Here is a 16,194-nt window from a genome sequence, read left to right on the forward strand (position 1 = left end):
AAGCCACTATATTTGCTGCAAACGATGCTATTAAGTCAACTGGTCTTGATTGGCAACGCATAATGAATAGCGTAGAGCCAGATAAAATTGGTACTTATTCAGCCTCGGTTATTGGCCAAATGGACGACAAAGGATTAGGCGGTTTAGTTAAAGCACGCCAGCAGGGCGATCGTGTTAGTACAAAGCAATTAGCACTTGGCTTAAACACGATGTCGACTGATTTTATAAACGCCTACGTTACAGGTAATGTAGGTACTACGTTTTCTACCTCGGGTGCATGTGCCACATTTTTATATAACTTACGCGCTGCAGTAAACGATATTCAAGCAGGGCGCACCCGTGTTGCGGTGGTAGCAAGTGTTGAATGCGCTATTACGCCTGAAGTAGTAGAAGGCTTTGGTAATATGAGCGCCCTTGCTAATGTTGAAGGTCTGCGCCGTTTAGATAATTTAAGCAGTGAACAAGAGCCAAATTACCGTAAAAGTAGCCGTCCATTTGGCGAAAACTGTGGTTTTACATTAGGTGAAGGCGCACAAGTGGCCATTTTAATGGACGATGCGTTAGCACTTGAACTAGGTGCAGACATTATGGGCTCAGTACCGGATGTATTTGTAAATGCCGATGGTATAAAAAAATCAATCACCTCACCGGGCCCTGGTAACTACATTACAATGGCCAAATCTGCAGCGCTTGCAACAAGTTTATTAGGTAAAGAGGCGTTACAAAAGCGCAGCTTTATTTTAGCGCATGGTTCTAGCACGCCGCAAAATAGAGTAACAGAGTCACTTATTTACCATAAAGTGGCACAAACGTTTGCCATTGATAGCTGGAAAGTGACGGCGCCAAAAGCTTATGTAGGGCATACAATTGCCCCCGCCAGTGGCGATCAGCTCGCTATTGCGCTGGGTGTATTTAGCCATAATATTATGCCGGGTATTACTACCATAGATAAAGTTGCCGACGATGTTTATGCTGAACACTTAGATATACGTAACAGCCACTACGATTGTGGCGATATGGACATAGCCTTTATAAACTCAAAAGGTTTTGGCGGTAATAACGCCACTGCTACTGTACTAAGCGCTAAAGTAACACTACAAATGCTTGCTAAACGCCATGGTGAAAAAGCGCTGAGTGATTACGCTGATAAAAACACATCCGTTGTTGCTGCGCAAAATACCTATAAAGCGCAAGCTGACCTTGGAAAGTACGAATTAGTATATCGTTTTGGTGATGGCGCCATTGACGATAACGACATTGTAATTGGCGAAGACGGCATAGAGCTTCCTGGTTTTGATAAAGCAATTTCGTTTAATACAACCAACTCCTATCAAGATATGTTTTAAGCACACATACTTGAATCCAAAGGCGCTGTTTAAGGCGCCTTTTTTTATACCTATGTTTTTTATAAAAGCCATAATAATACCAATCCGTAATACTCAATCATTTTGCGTGGCTAAACATGTCGCTACCTGCGTTAAAATTCTCAATTAGAATAATTAAATAGCCAACTTTTTCCCTAGCTACAAAGACGTTTTCCAGCCTCAAAATAGCTCACTTAATGAAGCGGATTGGTATAAAGTTGATTAAAAAATGACGTGTTTTTTATAGATTAACTTGCATTTATGGAGAACCTTTGTTTTTATAATAGAAACATAATCTAGGATGGATATATCGATGAAAAAACTTTTACTAGCACTTTCTCTCGCTTCAACCTTTACTCACTTATCAGTATCAGCAGATGATTTTGTAGCTGCTGAAATTATTAATAAAAATTACGACCAGCTTACTAATACCTCGCCGCGTGCATCGAGGTTAGAAGGGATTAATTTAAGTAGCTACGTGGTTGATGAAAACGGCCAAGTGAGTGATATCGAAATTGTGGCTTCGCTTGGTCAAAAAAAATATCAACGAGAAGTTCTCGATTATGTTTCTAAGCTTAATTATAAAAGTGCACAGATAAATGGCTGTGCCGTGCCTACGGCGAAAACTATTACGGTAAGCTCGCAAAATGTACATGCTAGTTTTTCTAACGATCAGGCATCCCCGGCGTTTTTTGACGATTATGAAAAAGCCAGCCAGCTTATTGATGATAAAAAGTACGATGAAGCTAAAACGTATATTACTGAGCTTGAAAACGAACACACTAAAAACACAGTCGAAATAGTTTTACTGGCTTGGCTTAAAAGCCAACATAGCTACTTTGTGCAAGATTGGAAAAGCTTTGATAAGTCAATTTATGAAGCTTTTTTGTTTAGAGATAACTTACCGGATCAAATAAAAAAACGTGTTATTAAAAATGCCTTACAGTGGTTTATTTCAAAACAAGACTACGTACGTGCTTACGATGCAATTGATGCATTAGGCAATATCGAATCGATAACGTTTAGCGAGGAAAATAGAGCGCAATTACTTGCACAAGTGAATGACATTTATAAAAACTCTGGCGCTATAAATCAACAAATAACGCTTGAGTCTGAAAAAGCGGTTTTACCTTTACTTTCTAAAGGTACGGTTGAACTTAGTGCGAGTAAACCGTTATCTAAAGTACAACTTCGCTGTGAAAACAAAGTCGTTGATTATAATACCAACGAGATTGATAAAATATTAATTTCAAAAAATGATATTCGTTGTGGGCTATTAATTAAAAGTGCACAGGCGCAAACGGTTACTTTAAAACAAACTGGTGAAAGCTTTTTATAAAAAGTATTTTATTGGTAATAAACACTTAAATAAAAACCCCACATTATTATGTGGGGTTTTTGTTATATATATTTAGCAATTAGAGTGTGTTTATTATTGCGCTTCCAGTCTAAATAGCGTTTTGCAAGTAAAGTGGTTAAGCCTATAACAACAGCTATAAATAACAAAGTTGCGCCATAACTCATACCGTACCCCGGTGGAAGGCCTACTAATGTGTCGCCGTAAGTCATATCGCTAAAACTAAGCCCTAAAACAGGAATAAGCAACCAAGCGACAGCGTGTAATAAATACAAATGTGCAAGGTATGAGAACATACTGGTTTTACCAAGCACTTGTAAAAAGTTGCGAGAAAAGTCGGCTTTAACATGGCTTAAAAGTTTAAGCGCAATTAGCCCAAGGCCTACGGTTAGCAACATAAATTGTAATGAGAGTGGGTATTTAGTCGGATTTAAAAACGACATAACAGTATTAATAGTATTGGTATGAATAGTAAACACTGAAGTGTCGCCGTATAAATTAAAACCACGCAGCACAGTGTATAAAGCAAGGCAGCTTGCACCAAATATGGCTGCATAATTCATCACCTGAGCTTTGTACTGGTGTTTTTTATAATATACCCCCGCGCAGTAAGCTAAAGCCATTAAACCTACAATGGGCGCAACTGGGTAAGTTGTTCTCATTTTTATGCCCAAAGGTAGTTCAAGTACATTTTTTTGATGTGCAATAGACCAAAGTGTATGTGCAAACGTATTTGGCTCAAAGCTTACGCCATCAAATAGGTTATGGCCAAACACCAACAATAAAGCACTTATTAGCACTGCATAAATGCCTAATAAACGTAATAAGCCTAATATGACAAATCCCCAGCCTATTGCCCAAATGACCTGTGCGTACAACATTGGAAAAGCGGGGTTAAAGCTCCATGACCACGAAACAATGGTAAATTCAAAAATGATGAGCACCAAACCACGGATAATTAAATTGTAAGAAAATGCTTTAGTTGAAGCGTATTTATGCTCGGTAACAGCTGCTGAAAGGCCTGCTAAAAAAACAAATAAAGGGGCACAAAAGTGCGAAATAAAGCGGGTGAAAAAAGTAACATGGCTGGTACCCGGNCCGCCATAGGATCGGTTACTGAGTAATTAAGACAATAATACATACCATGGTCAATCACCATAAATATAATGATAATGCCACGCAATAAATCAATATGATGCAACCGAGGGGCTGTAGAGTGAGACGACATCATTAAGCTCAAATACGTTGTATAAATTTGCCGATATTATATGTTATATAGTATCGCCATGCGAGCTTGAGCGCTTTTAAGCGCCTTGATTTATTACATTAATTTAGGTTGCAGTAGTTACTCACAATTTATCTTCTTTTTAGTAATTACATGATGGTACACCCTAGCATTACTTAAACTTTTTAATGTACCTCAGTGTTATAAAATTAATGATAGCTAGTAAAATTGCAATTTCGTAACGGCTGTAGGCAACCGCTATACCAATTAAACCCATATTCCATATGCTTGCTGCTGTTGCGGTACCCGATGTAGATTTATTATTTTTTAAAATTGCACCACCGCCAATAAAGCCTATGCCGGTAATAATCCCTTGTAGCATTTTAGATTGCGCTTCTGCACCTTCTAGCACTGACATAGCAATTACCGCATAGCCACATGAGGCAACTGCCACAAGCGGAAAAGTCCTTAACCCTGCACCATGGTGGCTTCGCTCCCTGTCGTAAGCCATAGGCAGTGCGAGTATGTAGGCAATGCCAAGGTGTACTAAATTATCGATGATTTCGTTCCACTGTAAATCAATTTCCATAATGGTCTCTATTGGTTAAGGGTGTAAACTAATAGCAACCTACAGGCCAGCTTATTTTATTGTATAAATTCAATGTGTTAAATTTAAATATGAGAGGCGTTAATTGATTAATTGGTAACATTTACATAGTTAATTTACGCTTTTACAGATAAACGCTGCCTATGCGTTTAATTAATTATGCAAAGTGCGTATTATTTTATTATTAAACATTAATAAACAGTATTTCACTTGCCTTTACATACAACCAAGCTTGAAAAAACAGCGTTATTACTTTGCCTTACTCTTTGTGCTATTGCATTTTTGGCGCCTCAATTACTTACTAATTATTTGCAACCACTTATAAATAACGCCTTAAGTTTTTTAGGGGCGCCGTTTTTTTTGTTAGTAAATTTTTTATTAGTTGCAGTCATCGTTATTGCCATAAGCCCGCTTGGGAGACGAAAAATAGGCGGTGACAATGCCCGTATTGAATTTGGCTTATTTGGCTGGCTTTCTATGCTTTTTGCAGCAGGGATGGGGTCCGGTTTAATTTTTTGGGGAGTTGCAGAGCCTGCGTTGAATGTAGTCAACTCTCCTTTAAAACATACACTTTACCCTGACAAAGTAAGTAGTGCTTTAGCGCTGACGTTGGTTAACTGGGGAGCGCATGCGTGGGCTCTTTATGCTATATTTGGGCTTGTGTTAGGTGGCTTAACAAAAAACAGTCATTGCAGTGGTGATATTAGCGCACCGGTAATCAGTTCAATAAAAGGCGCAATAAATATAAAATACCAAAACAGGCTTACCTTTATTGTTAAATTAGTGGCCGTGCTCGCCATTTTTTTTGGTGTGGTTGGGACAATTGCAAACTCTACATTATTGCTACGCAAGGGAATTGAAATAAACTTAGGGATAGAGTCAGCGCTTGTATCTGGATTTATCATAATCAGCTTAATTGTATTGCTGTATACAATATCGGCCAAGCTTGGGCTAAAAAAAGGTATTCAAACGCTGAGTAAGTTTAACGTTTGGTTAGCTTTTTTACTTTTATTGTGGCTACTTTTGTTAATGCCCATACAGCCTATAATGGCTATTGCCATTGATGGCACAAGGGATTACCTACGGCTTATTTTTACAGGGGCATGGCAATTACAAAGCCAACTTAATAACCCCGAGTGGGCAAATGGCTGGACCTACAATTATTATTTTTGGTGGTTAGCGTGGGGACCTTTTGTTGGCGTGTTTTTAGCTAAAATTAGCCAAGGCCGGCCAGTGTGGCAATATATATTGGGCGTAGTTTTGCTACCTACGCTTGTGACTATTGTGTGGTTTAGTGTGTTTTCTGGCTCGGCTATCGCATGGGATAAAACCTACCATGCCGGTATTTTAGATGCCATTAAAGCCGACTATACTCAAGGGCTATTTATATTTTTTCAGCAGTTAGGCTGGCAAGGCGCCGTACTTATTTGGTCAAGCTTGTTACTGTTACTTATTTTTGTGGTTACCTCAGCCGATTCGGCCATATTAGTAATACGTGATTTAACAAATAGCAAAAAGGCAAAAGCATGGAGTATTTATGGTTGGTCATTCGCGCTTGGGCTTTGTGCCTTTATATTACTGGTACAAAATAATGAGCCACTAAACAGAACCATTGCTATTATTGGCGCTTTACCGTTTTTAGTTATTTTTATTTTGCAGCTGGTGGGCTTTATAAAAGAGTGTATAAGTGAATTTAAGTATTAGGGCTTAAACCCATTTTATTAATAAAAGGATGACGCACTGTATTAAATTGTACGCTTAGGCCGTTCAAAATTAAGTATATAGAACAGGTATACATATTTTTACAATACTATTTTTAAAGATGTTTATAATTTAGGTAATGTTTTTGATCAGGATGAGTCATGAGAGCGCTAACTTTATGTTTATGTGTTATTTACCTAAGTGGCTGCACAGTCGCTGGTGTTATAATTGATGGGCAGGCACAGTCAAATGCACGCGCCAATAAATATAGTAATAGCCCAGCTCGCTCTGAGCCTTATAAAAATCCACTCGAACCTGTACCGAAAGACAAAAATGGGTTTAGTTTTACCGATATAGGGTTAAAAATAGATTCATTGCTGATCAATTTAGTAAAAGGTGAGGGCAATACGGTACAAGTGTGTAGGCAAGTGAGTAAAGTATTGAAAGAGTGTGTAGAAGTAGATAAATCTGATCTACACACTAATGAGATTACGCAGTTAAAAACTGACTATGAAATGATAAGTGTTGGTCAATAAAGCTGCTTATAAAAAAGTAACTATGATCGTAGCCTGCTTGCATTTCAATGCTAAGCGGATAGCCTGTATTTTTAGCAACAGNCAGCCGCTAAATTTTGTGGCTTAAGTTGCTCTTCTAAAAACCCATCGGCTTCGCCCTGTGTAACAAGCATAGGGATAAAATCAGCCTGCTGCGCTTTTTTCATCAATTCGCACGAATCGTATTGAGCCCAGAGCTCTTTGTCAGTGCCTAAGTAACCCGTAAATGCTTTCACGCCCCATGGGCAGTCAATTGGGTTAACAATAGGGCTAAAGGCCGAAGCGCTAACAAACGCTTTAGGGTTTTTAAGTGCCACCATTAAAGCGCCGTGCCCCCCCATAGAGTGACCGCTAATTGCTTTAGTACTGGTTACTGGGAAGTGTTGCTCAATAAGCATAGGTAGTTCATCAACTACATAGTCATACATATTAAAATGTGTATTGAACGGTGCTTGTGTTGCGTTTACGTAGAAGCCTGCGCCTTGGCCAAAGTCGTAGTTGTCGTCATCAGGGACATTATCACCACGAGGGCTTGTATCAGGCGCTACAATAGCAATACCTAGCTCAGCCGCCTTTTTAAATGCGCCGGCTTTTTGCATAAAGTTTTCGTCTGTACAGGTTAAACCCGATAGCCAATAAAGCACTGGCACTTTATTTGTTTCACTTGCGCCTGGGGGTAAAAATACCGCAAAACGCATTGTGCAATGGGTACTTGTTGCAGTGTGGGTATATTGTTTGTGCCAACCACCTGCTACTTTTGTACTTGAGATATTTTCTAACATAAAAATCCTTAAAAGCCGCAAACAATTAAGTATTACGGCTTTTTAATACATAGGTTACCAATAGCGTATTAGTAGTGAATTACTGTACGAATACTTTTACCTTCGTGCATTAAATCAAACGCATCGTTAATTTCTTCAAGGCTCATGGTATGCGTAATAAAGTCGTTAAGAGCAAATTCGCCTGCCATGTAACGCTCAACAATTTCAGGTAACTGTGAACGGCCTTTAACGCCACCAAATGCGCTACCACGCCATACACGCCCTGTTACTAGTTGGAATGGGCGGGTTGAAATTTCTTGGCCAGCACCGGCTACACCAATAATTACCGACTCACCCCAACCTTTATGACAACACTCAAGTGCTGAGCGCATTACATCAACGTTACCAATACACTCAAACGAGTAATCAACACCGCCATCGGTCATATCAACAATCACTTCTTGAATTGGTTTGTCGAAATCTTTAGGGTTTACTAAATCTGTTGCGCCAAGTTTTGTTGCAAGGTCAAATTTGCTGGTATTAATATCAACACCAATAATGCGACCCGCGCCTGCCATTTTTGCACCAATAATGGCCGATAAACCAATGCCACCTAAGCCAAAAATAGCCACAGTATCGCCAGGTTTTACGTTTGCAGTGTTTGTTACCGCGCCCATACCTGTGGTTACGCCACAGCCTAATAAACAAATTTCTTCAAGCGATGCTTCTTTGTTTACTTTTGCGAGTGAAATTTCTGGAAGTACTGTGTACTCAGAAAAAGTAGACGTACCCATGTAGTGATAAATTGGTTGGCCGTCTTTAAAAAAGCGTGTAGTGCCATCTGGCATTAGGCCTTTACCTTGTGTTTCGCGCACTGCTGAACACAGGTTAGTTTTGCCTGAAGTACACATTTTACATACGCCACATTCAGCGGTGTAAAGTGGAATAACGTGATCGCCTACTTCAACACTGGTTACGCCTTCGCCCACTGCATACACAACGCCTGCACCTTCGTGGCCTAAAATTGCTGGGAAAATACCTTCAGGATCTTCACCTGATAAAGTAAATGCATCAGTGTGACAAACACCAGTAGCGGTAATTTTTACCATTACTTCGCCTTTTTTAGGCATCATCACATCAACTTCTTCAACGCTTAGAGGTTGGTTTGGACCCCACGCAATAGCTGCTTTTGATTTTATAAATTCAGACATGTGTTTATCCTTTGTAGTGGTTTTAAATAACAATTGTAGACCCAATTTGTTTGGGTGATGGCTCTATTGTATTTGTTTCTCAAATAATGATAATCTCTGATTTATTAAAACACTTTTACAGTATGGTAATAATGGCGCGTTGGGATGGCATAGACGAATTTATAGCAGTGGGTGAAGAGGGTAGTTTTACAGCAGCGGCTAATGTACTGGGGTTGTCGGTTGCCCATATAAGTCGCCATGTAACGGCGCTGGAGCAGCGTTTAAATACCCAGTTACTCACCCGTACCACCCGCAAAGTGGTATTAACCAAAGAAGGCGAAGCCTTTTTACATCAAACTAAGCAACTACAACATGCTATGGATGATGCCACGCAAAGCTTAGCAACGCAGCAAACAACGCCTAAAGGTAAAATTAAATTAACAGCACCAGTTATGTATGGTGAAACTTTTATTATGCCCATTGTGCACAATTTCATGCACGCTCATCCTGAGGTCGAAGTTATTGCTACGCTTTCTAACGAGCAAGAAAATTTACTCGAAGGCGGGTTTGATTTAGCCATTCGGTTAGGGCATTTAAAAGATTCAAGCCACAGAGCACGGCGTTTAAGTGCTAGGCGCTTTATAATGTGTGCCTCCCCAGATTATTTATCCCGAGTAGGTGAGCCTCATACCCTAGGCGAGCTAAACCAACATCAATGTTTAATTGGTAACAGCAGTTACTGGCGAGTAAACGAAAACGGCCGCGATAAACACATTAAAATTGCAGGACGCTTGCGCTGTAATAGTGGTTGGGCATTAGTTGATGGTGCAAAAAAAGGCTTAGGAATAGTGCAGCTGCCTAATTATTACATTGAAAATGAGCTACGAACGGGCGAGCTTGTGCCAGTATTAACTTCTTATCAGCCGGATCAAGAAGGCGTGTGGGGAATTTACCCACCGCGTCAGTTTGTTGCCACCAACGTAAGAGTATTACTTGATTATTTAGTGGCCGGGCTTGAATAAAGCGCGTTTAAAATATAGCCAAGTATAAGATTTATAAATTATTTCTTACATTTATGGTCATATTCAATTCATCTTAGTTCGTGCTACTATAGCCGCACACTTTTAGCATAAATGTTTTAAATAATATGTTTCAACCGGTTAGCTTATTTATAGGGCTCAGATATAGCCGCTCCTCCAAAGGAAATGCGTTTATATCGTTTATCTCGTTTTTTTCTATTGCCGGAATAGCCATAGGGCTAATGGCCTTGTTCACTGTAAGCAGTGTAATGAATGGCTTTGAAAACAGTTTAAAAACAAATATGTTAGGGCTCATTCCTCACGTAGAAGTACAAGCCAATAAACACACCAGCGCACAAATGACAGCGTTAAAAGCCGATTTAGAGCGCTCAGATTATGTAGATCACGTAAGCCTTTACCGCCACGGCGAAGCCATCTTACAAACCAATAAAGATTTACACGGCGTATTACTGCAAGGCTTGTATGGCGATAATNATGGCTCGCTATATAAAATTACTGATAAAGTTGTGCAGGGCAATTGGCAAAACGTTTTAAATAATAGCTACAACATAGCTATTAGCCGTTACTTAAGCCGAAAACTTGGCTTAGGTATGGGAGAAAAACTGCGCGTAATTATGCCTAATGCCTCAACTTACACGCCACTTGGGCGCGTACCTAGTCAGCGTTTATTTAAAATAGCCGCAATATACGAAACGGGCTCAGAGATAGATATGAGCCTTGCATTTACCAGCGGCGCATCTTTACAGCGGGTATTAAAGCTTAACAAAAATACCGCGCCTAACTTAAGTGTGTCGTTACATGAACCCTTTGAATTAGCGCAATTTACAAAGGACAGCCAGCACATTTTACGCGACTACCAAGTAAGTGACTGGCGCAGTAGCCAAGGTACTTTATTTGCCGCGGTTGCCATGGAAAAACGTATTATGTCTATGTTGTTAGGGCTGATTGTATTAGTGGCTGTATTTAATATTGTTTCGGCACTGACTATGATGGTGAGTGAAAAACAAGGCGAAGTGGCGATATTACAAACCTTAGGTTTAACGCCTTCACAAGTACAAAAAGTGTTTATGGTGCAAGGCTTGTATAACGGGGTGATTGGCACCGCGATAGGGGCACTTTTAGGTGTGTTGTTTAGCTTATATATTAATGAACTACTCGCTGCTGTAGGGCTAAACCTACTAGCAGGTGTAGAGCTTCCGGTAAAATTTGATGTGTTAAGCCTCGTTATTATTGCGCTTAGTAGTATTGCAATGAGCTTTTTAGCCACTTTATATCCTGCGCGCAAAGCCGCAAAAGTAAAACCAGCAGAGGTATTGCGTTATGAATGATTTAGTTATTAGCTGTCAAAACTTAAGTAAAGTTTATCAAGATGGACAAAACCAAGTAGAAGTATTAAAAGGGGTGGACTTATCTCTTAACCAAGGGGATATGCTGGCTATAGTAGGCAGCTCAGGCTCAGGGAAAAGTACCTTATTGCATATTTTAGGAACCCTGGATACGGCTACATCGGGTAGCGCTAAAATAAAAAATCAAGATGTTGCTAAATTATCGCGAACAGAGCAAGCGGCGTTTAGAAATAAAAACTTGGGCTTTATTTATCAGTTTCACCATTTATTAATGGAATTTAGTGCGGTTGAAAACGTGGCTATGCCGCTACTAATTAAAGGGCTCAACGCAAAAGAGGCGAAAGAGCAAGCCTTGCAAATGCTAGATAAAGTAGGCTTAGCGCATCGCAGTGAGCATAAACCTTCGGCACTGTCTGGTGGAGAGCGCCAGCGTGTTGCTATTGCTCGAGCGCTGGTGACTAAACCCGCATTAGTGTTAGCCGACGAACCTACCGGTAATCTTGATAAGCAAAACGCGATTAAAATTTACGATTTAATTAATGAGCTAAATAAAAGCTTAAATACTAGTTTTGTGGTGGTTACTCACGACTTAGAGCTTGCAGACAAACTAGGAAAAATTGCGTATTTAGATGATGGGAAACTTGCTATAAAAGAGTCGCACCATGTTGCTTAGTTTATTTTTAAGTGAACGCTTTAGAGCGTATTCTGGCCATAAAGACGAAAAAAACGCATTTGTAAGCTTTATTGCCAAAGCCTCTACCGTTGGTATTTTATTAGGGGTGGCGGTGTTAATTGTTGCGCTTTCGGTTATTAATGGCTTTGAGCAGCAATTAGTGCATCGTTTATTAAGTGTGGTACCGCAAGTTGAATACGTAGCGCCTAGCCGCCCCATTGCTGATTGGCCTAACAAAGTAGAAAAACTTAAAGCAGAGCCTCATGTTACAGGTGCTGCGCCATTTATAGCAGTAAATGGTATGGCGCAATTTAAAAGCCAGCTTAAAGCGGTAGAAATACGCGGCGTTGAACCTAGCTATGAAGGGAATGTATCGGCCATAAATCAATTTACCAAAGGCACACTGGTTAGTCAGCTGCGCACGGATGACGTTATTTTAGGCAAGCAAATTGTAAAGCAATTAGGCGCTAATATAGGCGATAACATTACTTTACTGATTCCTAAAATTAGCGAGCAAGGCAAGTCTCTATTAGCCCCTAAACGCGTAACGTTAACACTTGCGGGCATTATAGAAATGGGTGGGCCAATTGACAGTAGCGCTGCATTTATTCACTTAAATAAAGCACAGTCAGTTTTAGGTTACGACGCCAGCCAAGTGACAGGTTTACGATTGAGCGTAGATGATGTGTTTGCTGCGCATCAAATTGCACTGCGAGTAGGGCAAACTATTAGTGATTATGTGTATGTCTCTAGCTGGTTTAGAACGCAAGGTAGCCTGTATCAAGATATTCAAATGGTACGCACAATTGTGTACATTGTGGTGTTTTTAATTATAGCGGTAGCTAGTTTTAACATTGTATCGTCGCTTGTAATGGAAGTGCGCGAAAAACAAGGCAACATAGCTATTTTAAAAACCATGGGCGCTAAAGACAGTACCATTTTAGCGACCTTTGTCATGCAAGGTTTAACGCAAGCCTTTGTTGGCGTGTTACTTGGCACACTAGTTGGGGTTATATTAGCGCTTAACATTAGTGAGCTGTTTACATGGGTTAGCCAGTTATTTGCAGCTAATCCGCTTGAAGGTGTTTATTTTATTGAATTTTTACCCAGTAAATTAGTACTCAGTGATATTGGAATAACAGTTATTGTTACCTTTGTTTTAGCTGTGCTTGCTACTATTTACCCGGCGTGGCAAGCAACTCGAGTCGACCCTGCCAAGGTATTGGGTAATTAACAACTCTTTATAGTGTAAATATCAATAGGGCAGCGTGCCTTAAGCTGCTAAACTGCGCGCTCATTTAACGTGGGCGCTCTAATTTAGCCTCGCTCTCTACTCAGGAAATTACTTTGACAAATAACGATATTTTACGCCGTGTTCGCTATACCTTTAATTTAACCGATACTGCCATGGTCGGTATTTTTGCCGCCNGCAGAGGCTACAGTTACCACTGAGCAAGTCGTTGCATGGTTAACAAAAGAGGGTGAGCAAGGGTTTGTTAAAATGTCAGACACTGAGTTTGCTACGTTTTTAAATGGCTTTATTAATACTAAGCGTGGCAAGCGCGAAGGCCCACAGCCTGTGCCAGAGGCTAAGTTAAATAATAATATTATTTTTATGAAGCTACGTATTGCTTTAAACATGAAAGCAGAAGATGTAATAGCAATACTTGCACAGGTTGACTTTGAATTAAGTAAACATGAGCTCAGTGCGTTTTCTCGCAAAGTAGAAAATAAACATTACCGTGTGTGTAACGACCAGGTTTTGCGTTTGTTTTTAACAGGTGTTCAGCAGCAGTATCGCCCTGCAGAGTAAATAAATTATTTAACGCTAAAAGCTCAGCAATTGCTGAGCTTTTTTGTAGTTAATGTTTGCGATTAAGAAAAGGCCTTATCAGTAAGAGATTGCTGCATTTGCTCTCGCATTTTAAACTTTTGCAGTTTGCCTGTTACTGTCATTGGGTAACTCTCTACAAAGCGAATATAACGGGGCATTTTAAAATAGGCGAGTTTGTCTTTTAAAAATGCACGTATTGCTTGCTCATCAAGTACTGCATCTTCTTTTGGCTGGATCCACGCACACACTTCTTCGCCGTACTTCTCATCACTAATACCAAATATAGCGGCATCTTGAATACCTGGGTAAGTGTAAAGAACCTCTTCAATTTCGCGTGGGTAAATGTTTTCGCCACCTCGAATGATCATGTCTTTAATGCGGCCAACAATACTCACAAACCCTTCGCTGTCCATTACCCCTAAATCACCAGAGTGTAACCAGCCTTCGTCATCTATAGTGGCTTTTGTTTTTTCTTCGTCATTCCAATAGCAGCGCATTATACCAGCGCCCTTACTGCATACCTCACCAGGTACACCTATTTTTTGAATGTTACCCAGTTCGTCAATAATTTTAACCTCAGTGTGAGCAAGGGCACGGCCAACGGTTGTTACTTGGCGCTCTATTGACGAGTCGGTTTCGGTTATATTGTTGATTGGGCTGCACTCAGTTTGCCCGTACGCAATTAATACCTGATGCATGTTCATTTGTGTTTGTACTTTACGCATGACTTGCTCAGGGCACGTTGAGCCCGCCATTACACCAGTGCGTAAAGTGCTGAGGTTGTAATTAGTAAAATTAGGCAGCTCTAGTTGGCTGATAAACATAGTAGGTACACCATGCAGCGCGGTGCAGCCCTCTTGCTGCACAACATCAAGCGTGGTTTTTGCATCAAACGCATCGCTTGGGTATATAGCTGCGGCGCCTTTACTTACACATAGCAGGCTGCCAAGCACCATCGCAAAACAATGATACAGAGGCACAGGAATACACAGCTTATCTTGCGCTGTAAAATGCATAGCCTCTGCAACAAATAGCGCATTATTTAGTATGTTTTTATGGGTGAGTGTAGCGCCTTTAGGGTTGCCCGTGGTGCCAGAGGTAAACTGTATATTTATGTCTTGATCCGCGTTTAAATTTGCTGCAATCGCATTTAATTCAAGCTTGTGGGCTGGGGTGGCAAAATTCATCACATCATCAAACGTAAACATACCAGGGCTTTTTTCATTGCCAATGCGTATTACATTTTTAAGGCTAGGTAGGGCATGTGCATTTAGCTCACCGGGTTCACATTGGGTAAGTTCAGGCGCTAAGCTGTTAAGCATATCTATATAATTACTGCCTTTAAAATGTGACGCAGTAATTAGCGTGCTGCATTCTACCGAGTTCAAAGCATAGGCTAACTCGTTTGGTCTGTAGGCAGGGTTAATGCAGACCATAATGGCACCTATTTTGGCGCTCGCAAATTGGGTTAAACACCACTCAATGTTATTAGGTGACCATATTCCTACTCTATCTCCTGGTTTAACGCCTATTGCTAGTAGCCCCATAGCGAGTTGATTAACTTCATTTTGAAATGCTTTATACGTTAAACGTACATTTTGATGGCTAACAACGACAGCGAGCGAATCAGGGTGTTTGTCGACAATAAAGTCAAAGTACTCGCCAATTGTTTTATCCGTTAGCGGCGTGCTTTGTGCACCTTTAAAATAGCTTTTTGTAAGCGGTAATGTGTTTATTTGTTCTACTTCTTTTACCGAGCGCGATGGTGTGTGCATATGCTTCTCCGTATTAATGTGTGTCAGTTACTTATATCAATCCGTGCTGATAAGTCAGTATTTATTTGCTTAGCCACGAATAGCTGTGTAGCAAAATAAAAAATAGTTAAGCGAATTGTTATAGGTTGTAGTTAAAATAAACACAAATTGTCGACAAAGAAAGGGTGGTTAGACTAATGTACTAAGCATAAAGGAAAGTTAAATGAAACGTTTTACAGATGGGCAATACAAACTAACTTTTATAAAGGCATAAAAAAACGCCACTAAATGGCGTTTTTTATAGTTTGTTTTAATCGCTTTGTGACTTATAGCTCGTCACTGCGGTAGGTTTTTTTCATAATGTATACATAGGCATTAACAAAAGCGTTTTCTTGGTACTTTTTAAGGCCTGTGTCTTCAAACGCAATAGGTATAGGGTTGCGTTTAAGCTGCTCTTTAATTTCGGTCGTTGAGAACACGCGAACGTCTAACTCTTCAATTAATTGAATCGCTGTTTCCATTTTAAAGCCCTTTGCACTGCCTGCAAATTTACCTTTAGGTTGGCGCTCACGAATGGCAACAGAATCAATTTGGTAATCTTGCATTAGTTTTGCAAAATCAAATTGAAATTTACGCATTATTTCAGTGTCGTTACCGTTACCTAAGGTAAAGCGTGTTTGGCGCACATCGCGAATATCAAATACGTCGTTATCTTTACTTAAAATACAAAGTAGTACATCACTACCGGTAATTTCTACACCACATGTTCTCATTGCTGTTCTCTAATA

The 16,194-nt window shown here is 40.1% G+C and carries 12 protein-coding genes and 3 pseudogenes; 9 read left to right on the top strand and 6 right to left on the bottom strand.

The features are described 5' to 3' along the window. Together L650_RS0122070 and L650_RS0122075 are read left to right on the top strand one after the other, a co-directional pair. The coding region (locus L650_RS0122070) for a beta-ketoacyl synthase (RefSeq protein ID WP_029774422.1) at positions 1 to 1,346 on the top strand (1,346 nt) is incomplete at its 5' end. A 331-nt stretch (positions 1,347 to 1,677) separates the two neighbouring features. Further along, positions 1,678 to 2,703, top strand: a complete 1,026-nt coding sequence (locus L650_RS0122075; protein ID WP_029774423.1) for an energy transducer TonB — start codon at positions 1,678 to 1,680, stop codon at positions 2,701 to 2,703. Positions 2,704 to 2,765: 62 nt separating this feature from the next. Here L650_RS0122075 and L650_RS0122085 read toward each other — a convergent pair. Next, positions 2,766 to 3,949 (bottom strand): annotated as a pseudogene (locus L650_RS0122085) (DUF1624 domain-containing protein). Positions 3,950 to 4,118: 169 nt separating this feature from the next. Beyond that, the gene (locus L650_RS0122090; protein WP_004587826.1) at positions 4,119 to 4,535 is read right to left on the bottom strand and encodes an MgtC/SapB family protein; all 417 of its coding nucleotides are present in this window, start codon (positions 4,533 to 4,535) and stop codon (positions 4,119 to 4,121) included. A 228-nt stretch (positions 4,536 to 4,763) separates the two neighbouring features. Here L650_RS0122090 and L650_RS0122095 point away from each other — a divergent pair, with 228 nt between their 5' ends. Both L650_RS0122095 and L650_RS0122100 read left to right on the top strand, forming a co-directional pair. Continuing rightward, positions 4,764 to 6,257, top strand: a complete 1,494-nt coding sequence (locus tag L650_RS0122095) for a BCCT family transporter (RefSeq protein ID WP_029774424.1) — start codon at positions 4,764 to 4,766, stop codon at positions 6,255 to 6,257. Between the two features lie 158 nt (positions 6,258 to 6,415). Then, entirely contained in the window at positions 6,416 to 6,790 is a 375-nt protein-coding gene (locus L650_RS0122100) for a hypothetical protein (protein WP_029774425.1), read from the top strand. Here L650_RS0122100 and fghA read toward each other — a convergent pair. Further along, a pseudogene (gene fghA, locus L650_RS0122105) lies at positions 6,744 to 7,590 on the bottom strand (S-formylglutathione hydrolase). The gene L650_RS0122100 and the pseudogene fghA overlap by 47 nt on opposite strands. A 68-nt stretch (positions 7,591 to 7,658) precedes the next feature. Next, positions 7,659 to 8,780, bottom strand: coding sequence for an S-(hydroxymethyl)glutathione dehydrogenase/class III alcohol dehydrogenase (locus L650_RS0122110; RefSeq protein ID WP_004587830.1), 1,122 nt, complete (start codon positions 8,778 to 8,780; stop codon positions 7,659 to 7,661). Positions 8,781 to 8,911: 131 nt separating this feature from the next. On the opposite strand from L650_RS0122110, the gene L650_RS0122115 reads away from it, so the two are divergent. The 5 genes and pseudogenes from L650_RS0122115 (at position 8,912) to L650_RS0122135 (ending at position 13,631) form a co-directional block, all read left to right on the top strand. After that, positions 8,912 to 9,781 carry a LysR family transcriptional regulator gene (locus tag L650_RS0122115; RefSeq protein WP_029774426.1) on the top strand — a complete coding sequence of 290 codons (870 nt, stop codon included), beginning with the start codon at positions 8,912 to 8,914 and terminating at the stop codon, positions 9,779 to 9,781. A gap of 125 nt (positions 9,782 to 9,906) precedes the next feature. After that, entirely contained in the window at positions 9,907 to 11,127 is a 1,221-nt protein-coding gene (locus tag L650_RS0122120; RefSeq protein WP_029774427.1) for a lipoprotein-releasing ABC transporter permease subunit, read from the top strand. Next, positions 11,120 to 11,818 (top strand): lipoprotein-releasing ABC transporter ATP-binding protein LolD, encoded by a 699-nt coding sequence (lolD, locus tag L650_RS0122125; protein ID WP_029774428.1) that lies wholly within the window; start codon positions 11,120 to 11,122, stop codon positions 11,816 to 11,818. Before L650_RS0122120 ends, lolD begins: the two co-directional genes overlap by 8 nt. Next, a complete protein-coding gene (locus tag L650_RS0122130) occupies positions 11,808 to 13,052 on the top strand; it encodes a lipoprotein-releasing ABC transporter permease subunit (protein ID WP_024034069.1) in 1,245 nt (414 codons plus the stop codon). Before lolD ends, L650_RS0122130 begins: the two co-directional genes overlap by 11 nt. 113 nt (positions 13,053 to 13,165) lie before the next feature. Then, positions 13,166 to 13,631: pseudogene (locus tag L650_RS0122135) on the top strand (DUF1456 family protein). A 62-nt stretch (positions 13,632 to 13,693) separates the two neighbouring features. On the opposite strand, the gene L650_RS0122140 reads toward L650_RS0122135, so the two are convergent. Continuing rightward, positions 13,694 to 15,427 (bottom strand): AMP-binding protein, encoded by a 1,734-nt coding sequence (locus L650_RS0122140; RefSeq protein ID WP_029774429.1) that lies wholly within the window; start codon positions 15,425 to 15,427, stop codon positions 13,694 to 13,696. Positions 15,428 to 15,732: 305 nt separating this feature from the next. Then, positions 15,733 to 16,179 (bottom strand): DUF3010 family protein, encoded by a 447-nt coding sequence (locus L650_RS0122145; RefSeq protein WP_004587837.1) that lies wholly within the window; start codon positions 16,177 to 16,179, stop codon positions 15,733 to 15,735. Between the last annotated feature and the right edge of the window lie 15 nt (positions 16,180 to 16,194).

Source organism: Pseudoalteromonas sp. TB51 (genome assembly GCF_000498055.1).
GTDB lineage: Bacteria > Pseudomonadota > Gammaproteobacteria > Enterobacterales > Alteromonadaceae > Pseudoalteromonas > Pseudoalteromonas atlantica.

Excerpts from the sequence above, each read along its gene's own strand:
- L650_RS0122075 (WP_029774423.1), top strand. The coding sequence starts at position 1,678 with ATGAAAAAACTTTTACTAGCACTTTCTCTCGCTTCAACCTTTACTCAC.
- L650_RS0122090 (WP_004587826.1), bottom strand. The coding sequence starts at position 4,535 with ATGGAAATTGATTTACAGTGGAACGAAATCATCGATAATTTAGTACAC.
- L650_RS0122100 (WP_029774425.1), top strand. The coding sequence starts at position 6,416 with ATGAGAGCGCTAACTTTATGTTTATGTGTTATTTACCTAAGTGGCTGC.
- L650_RS0122110 (WP_004587830.1), bottom strand. The coding sequence starts at position 8,780 with ATGTCTGAATTTATAAAATCAAAAGCAGCTATTGCGTGGGGTCCAAAC.
- L650_RS0122115 (WP_029774426.1), top strand. The coding sequence starts at position 8,912 with ATGGCGCGTTGGGATGGCATAGACGAATTTATAGCAGTGGGTGAAGAG.
- lolD (WP_029774428.1), top strand. The coding sequence starts at position 11,120 with ATGAATGATTTAGTTATTAGCTGTCAAAACTTAAGTAAAGTTTATCAA.
- L650_RS0122130 (WP_024034069.1), top strand. The coding sequence starts at position 11,808 with ATGTTGCTTAGTTTATTTTTAAGTGAACGCTTTAGAGCGTATTCTGGC.
- L650_RS0122140 (WP_029774429.1), bottom strand. The coding sequence starts at position 15,427 with ATGCACACACCATCGCGCTCGGTAAAAGAAGTAGAACAAATAAACACA.
- L650_RS0122145 (WP_004587837.1), bottom strand. The coding sequence starts at position 16,179 with ATGAGAACATGTGGTGTAGAAATTACCGGTAGTGATGTACTACTTTGT.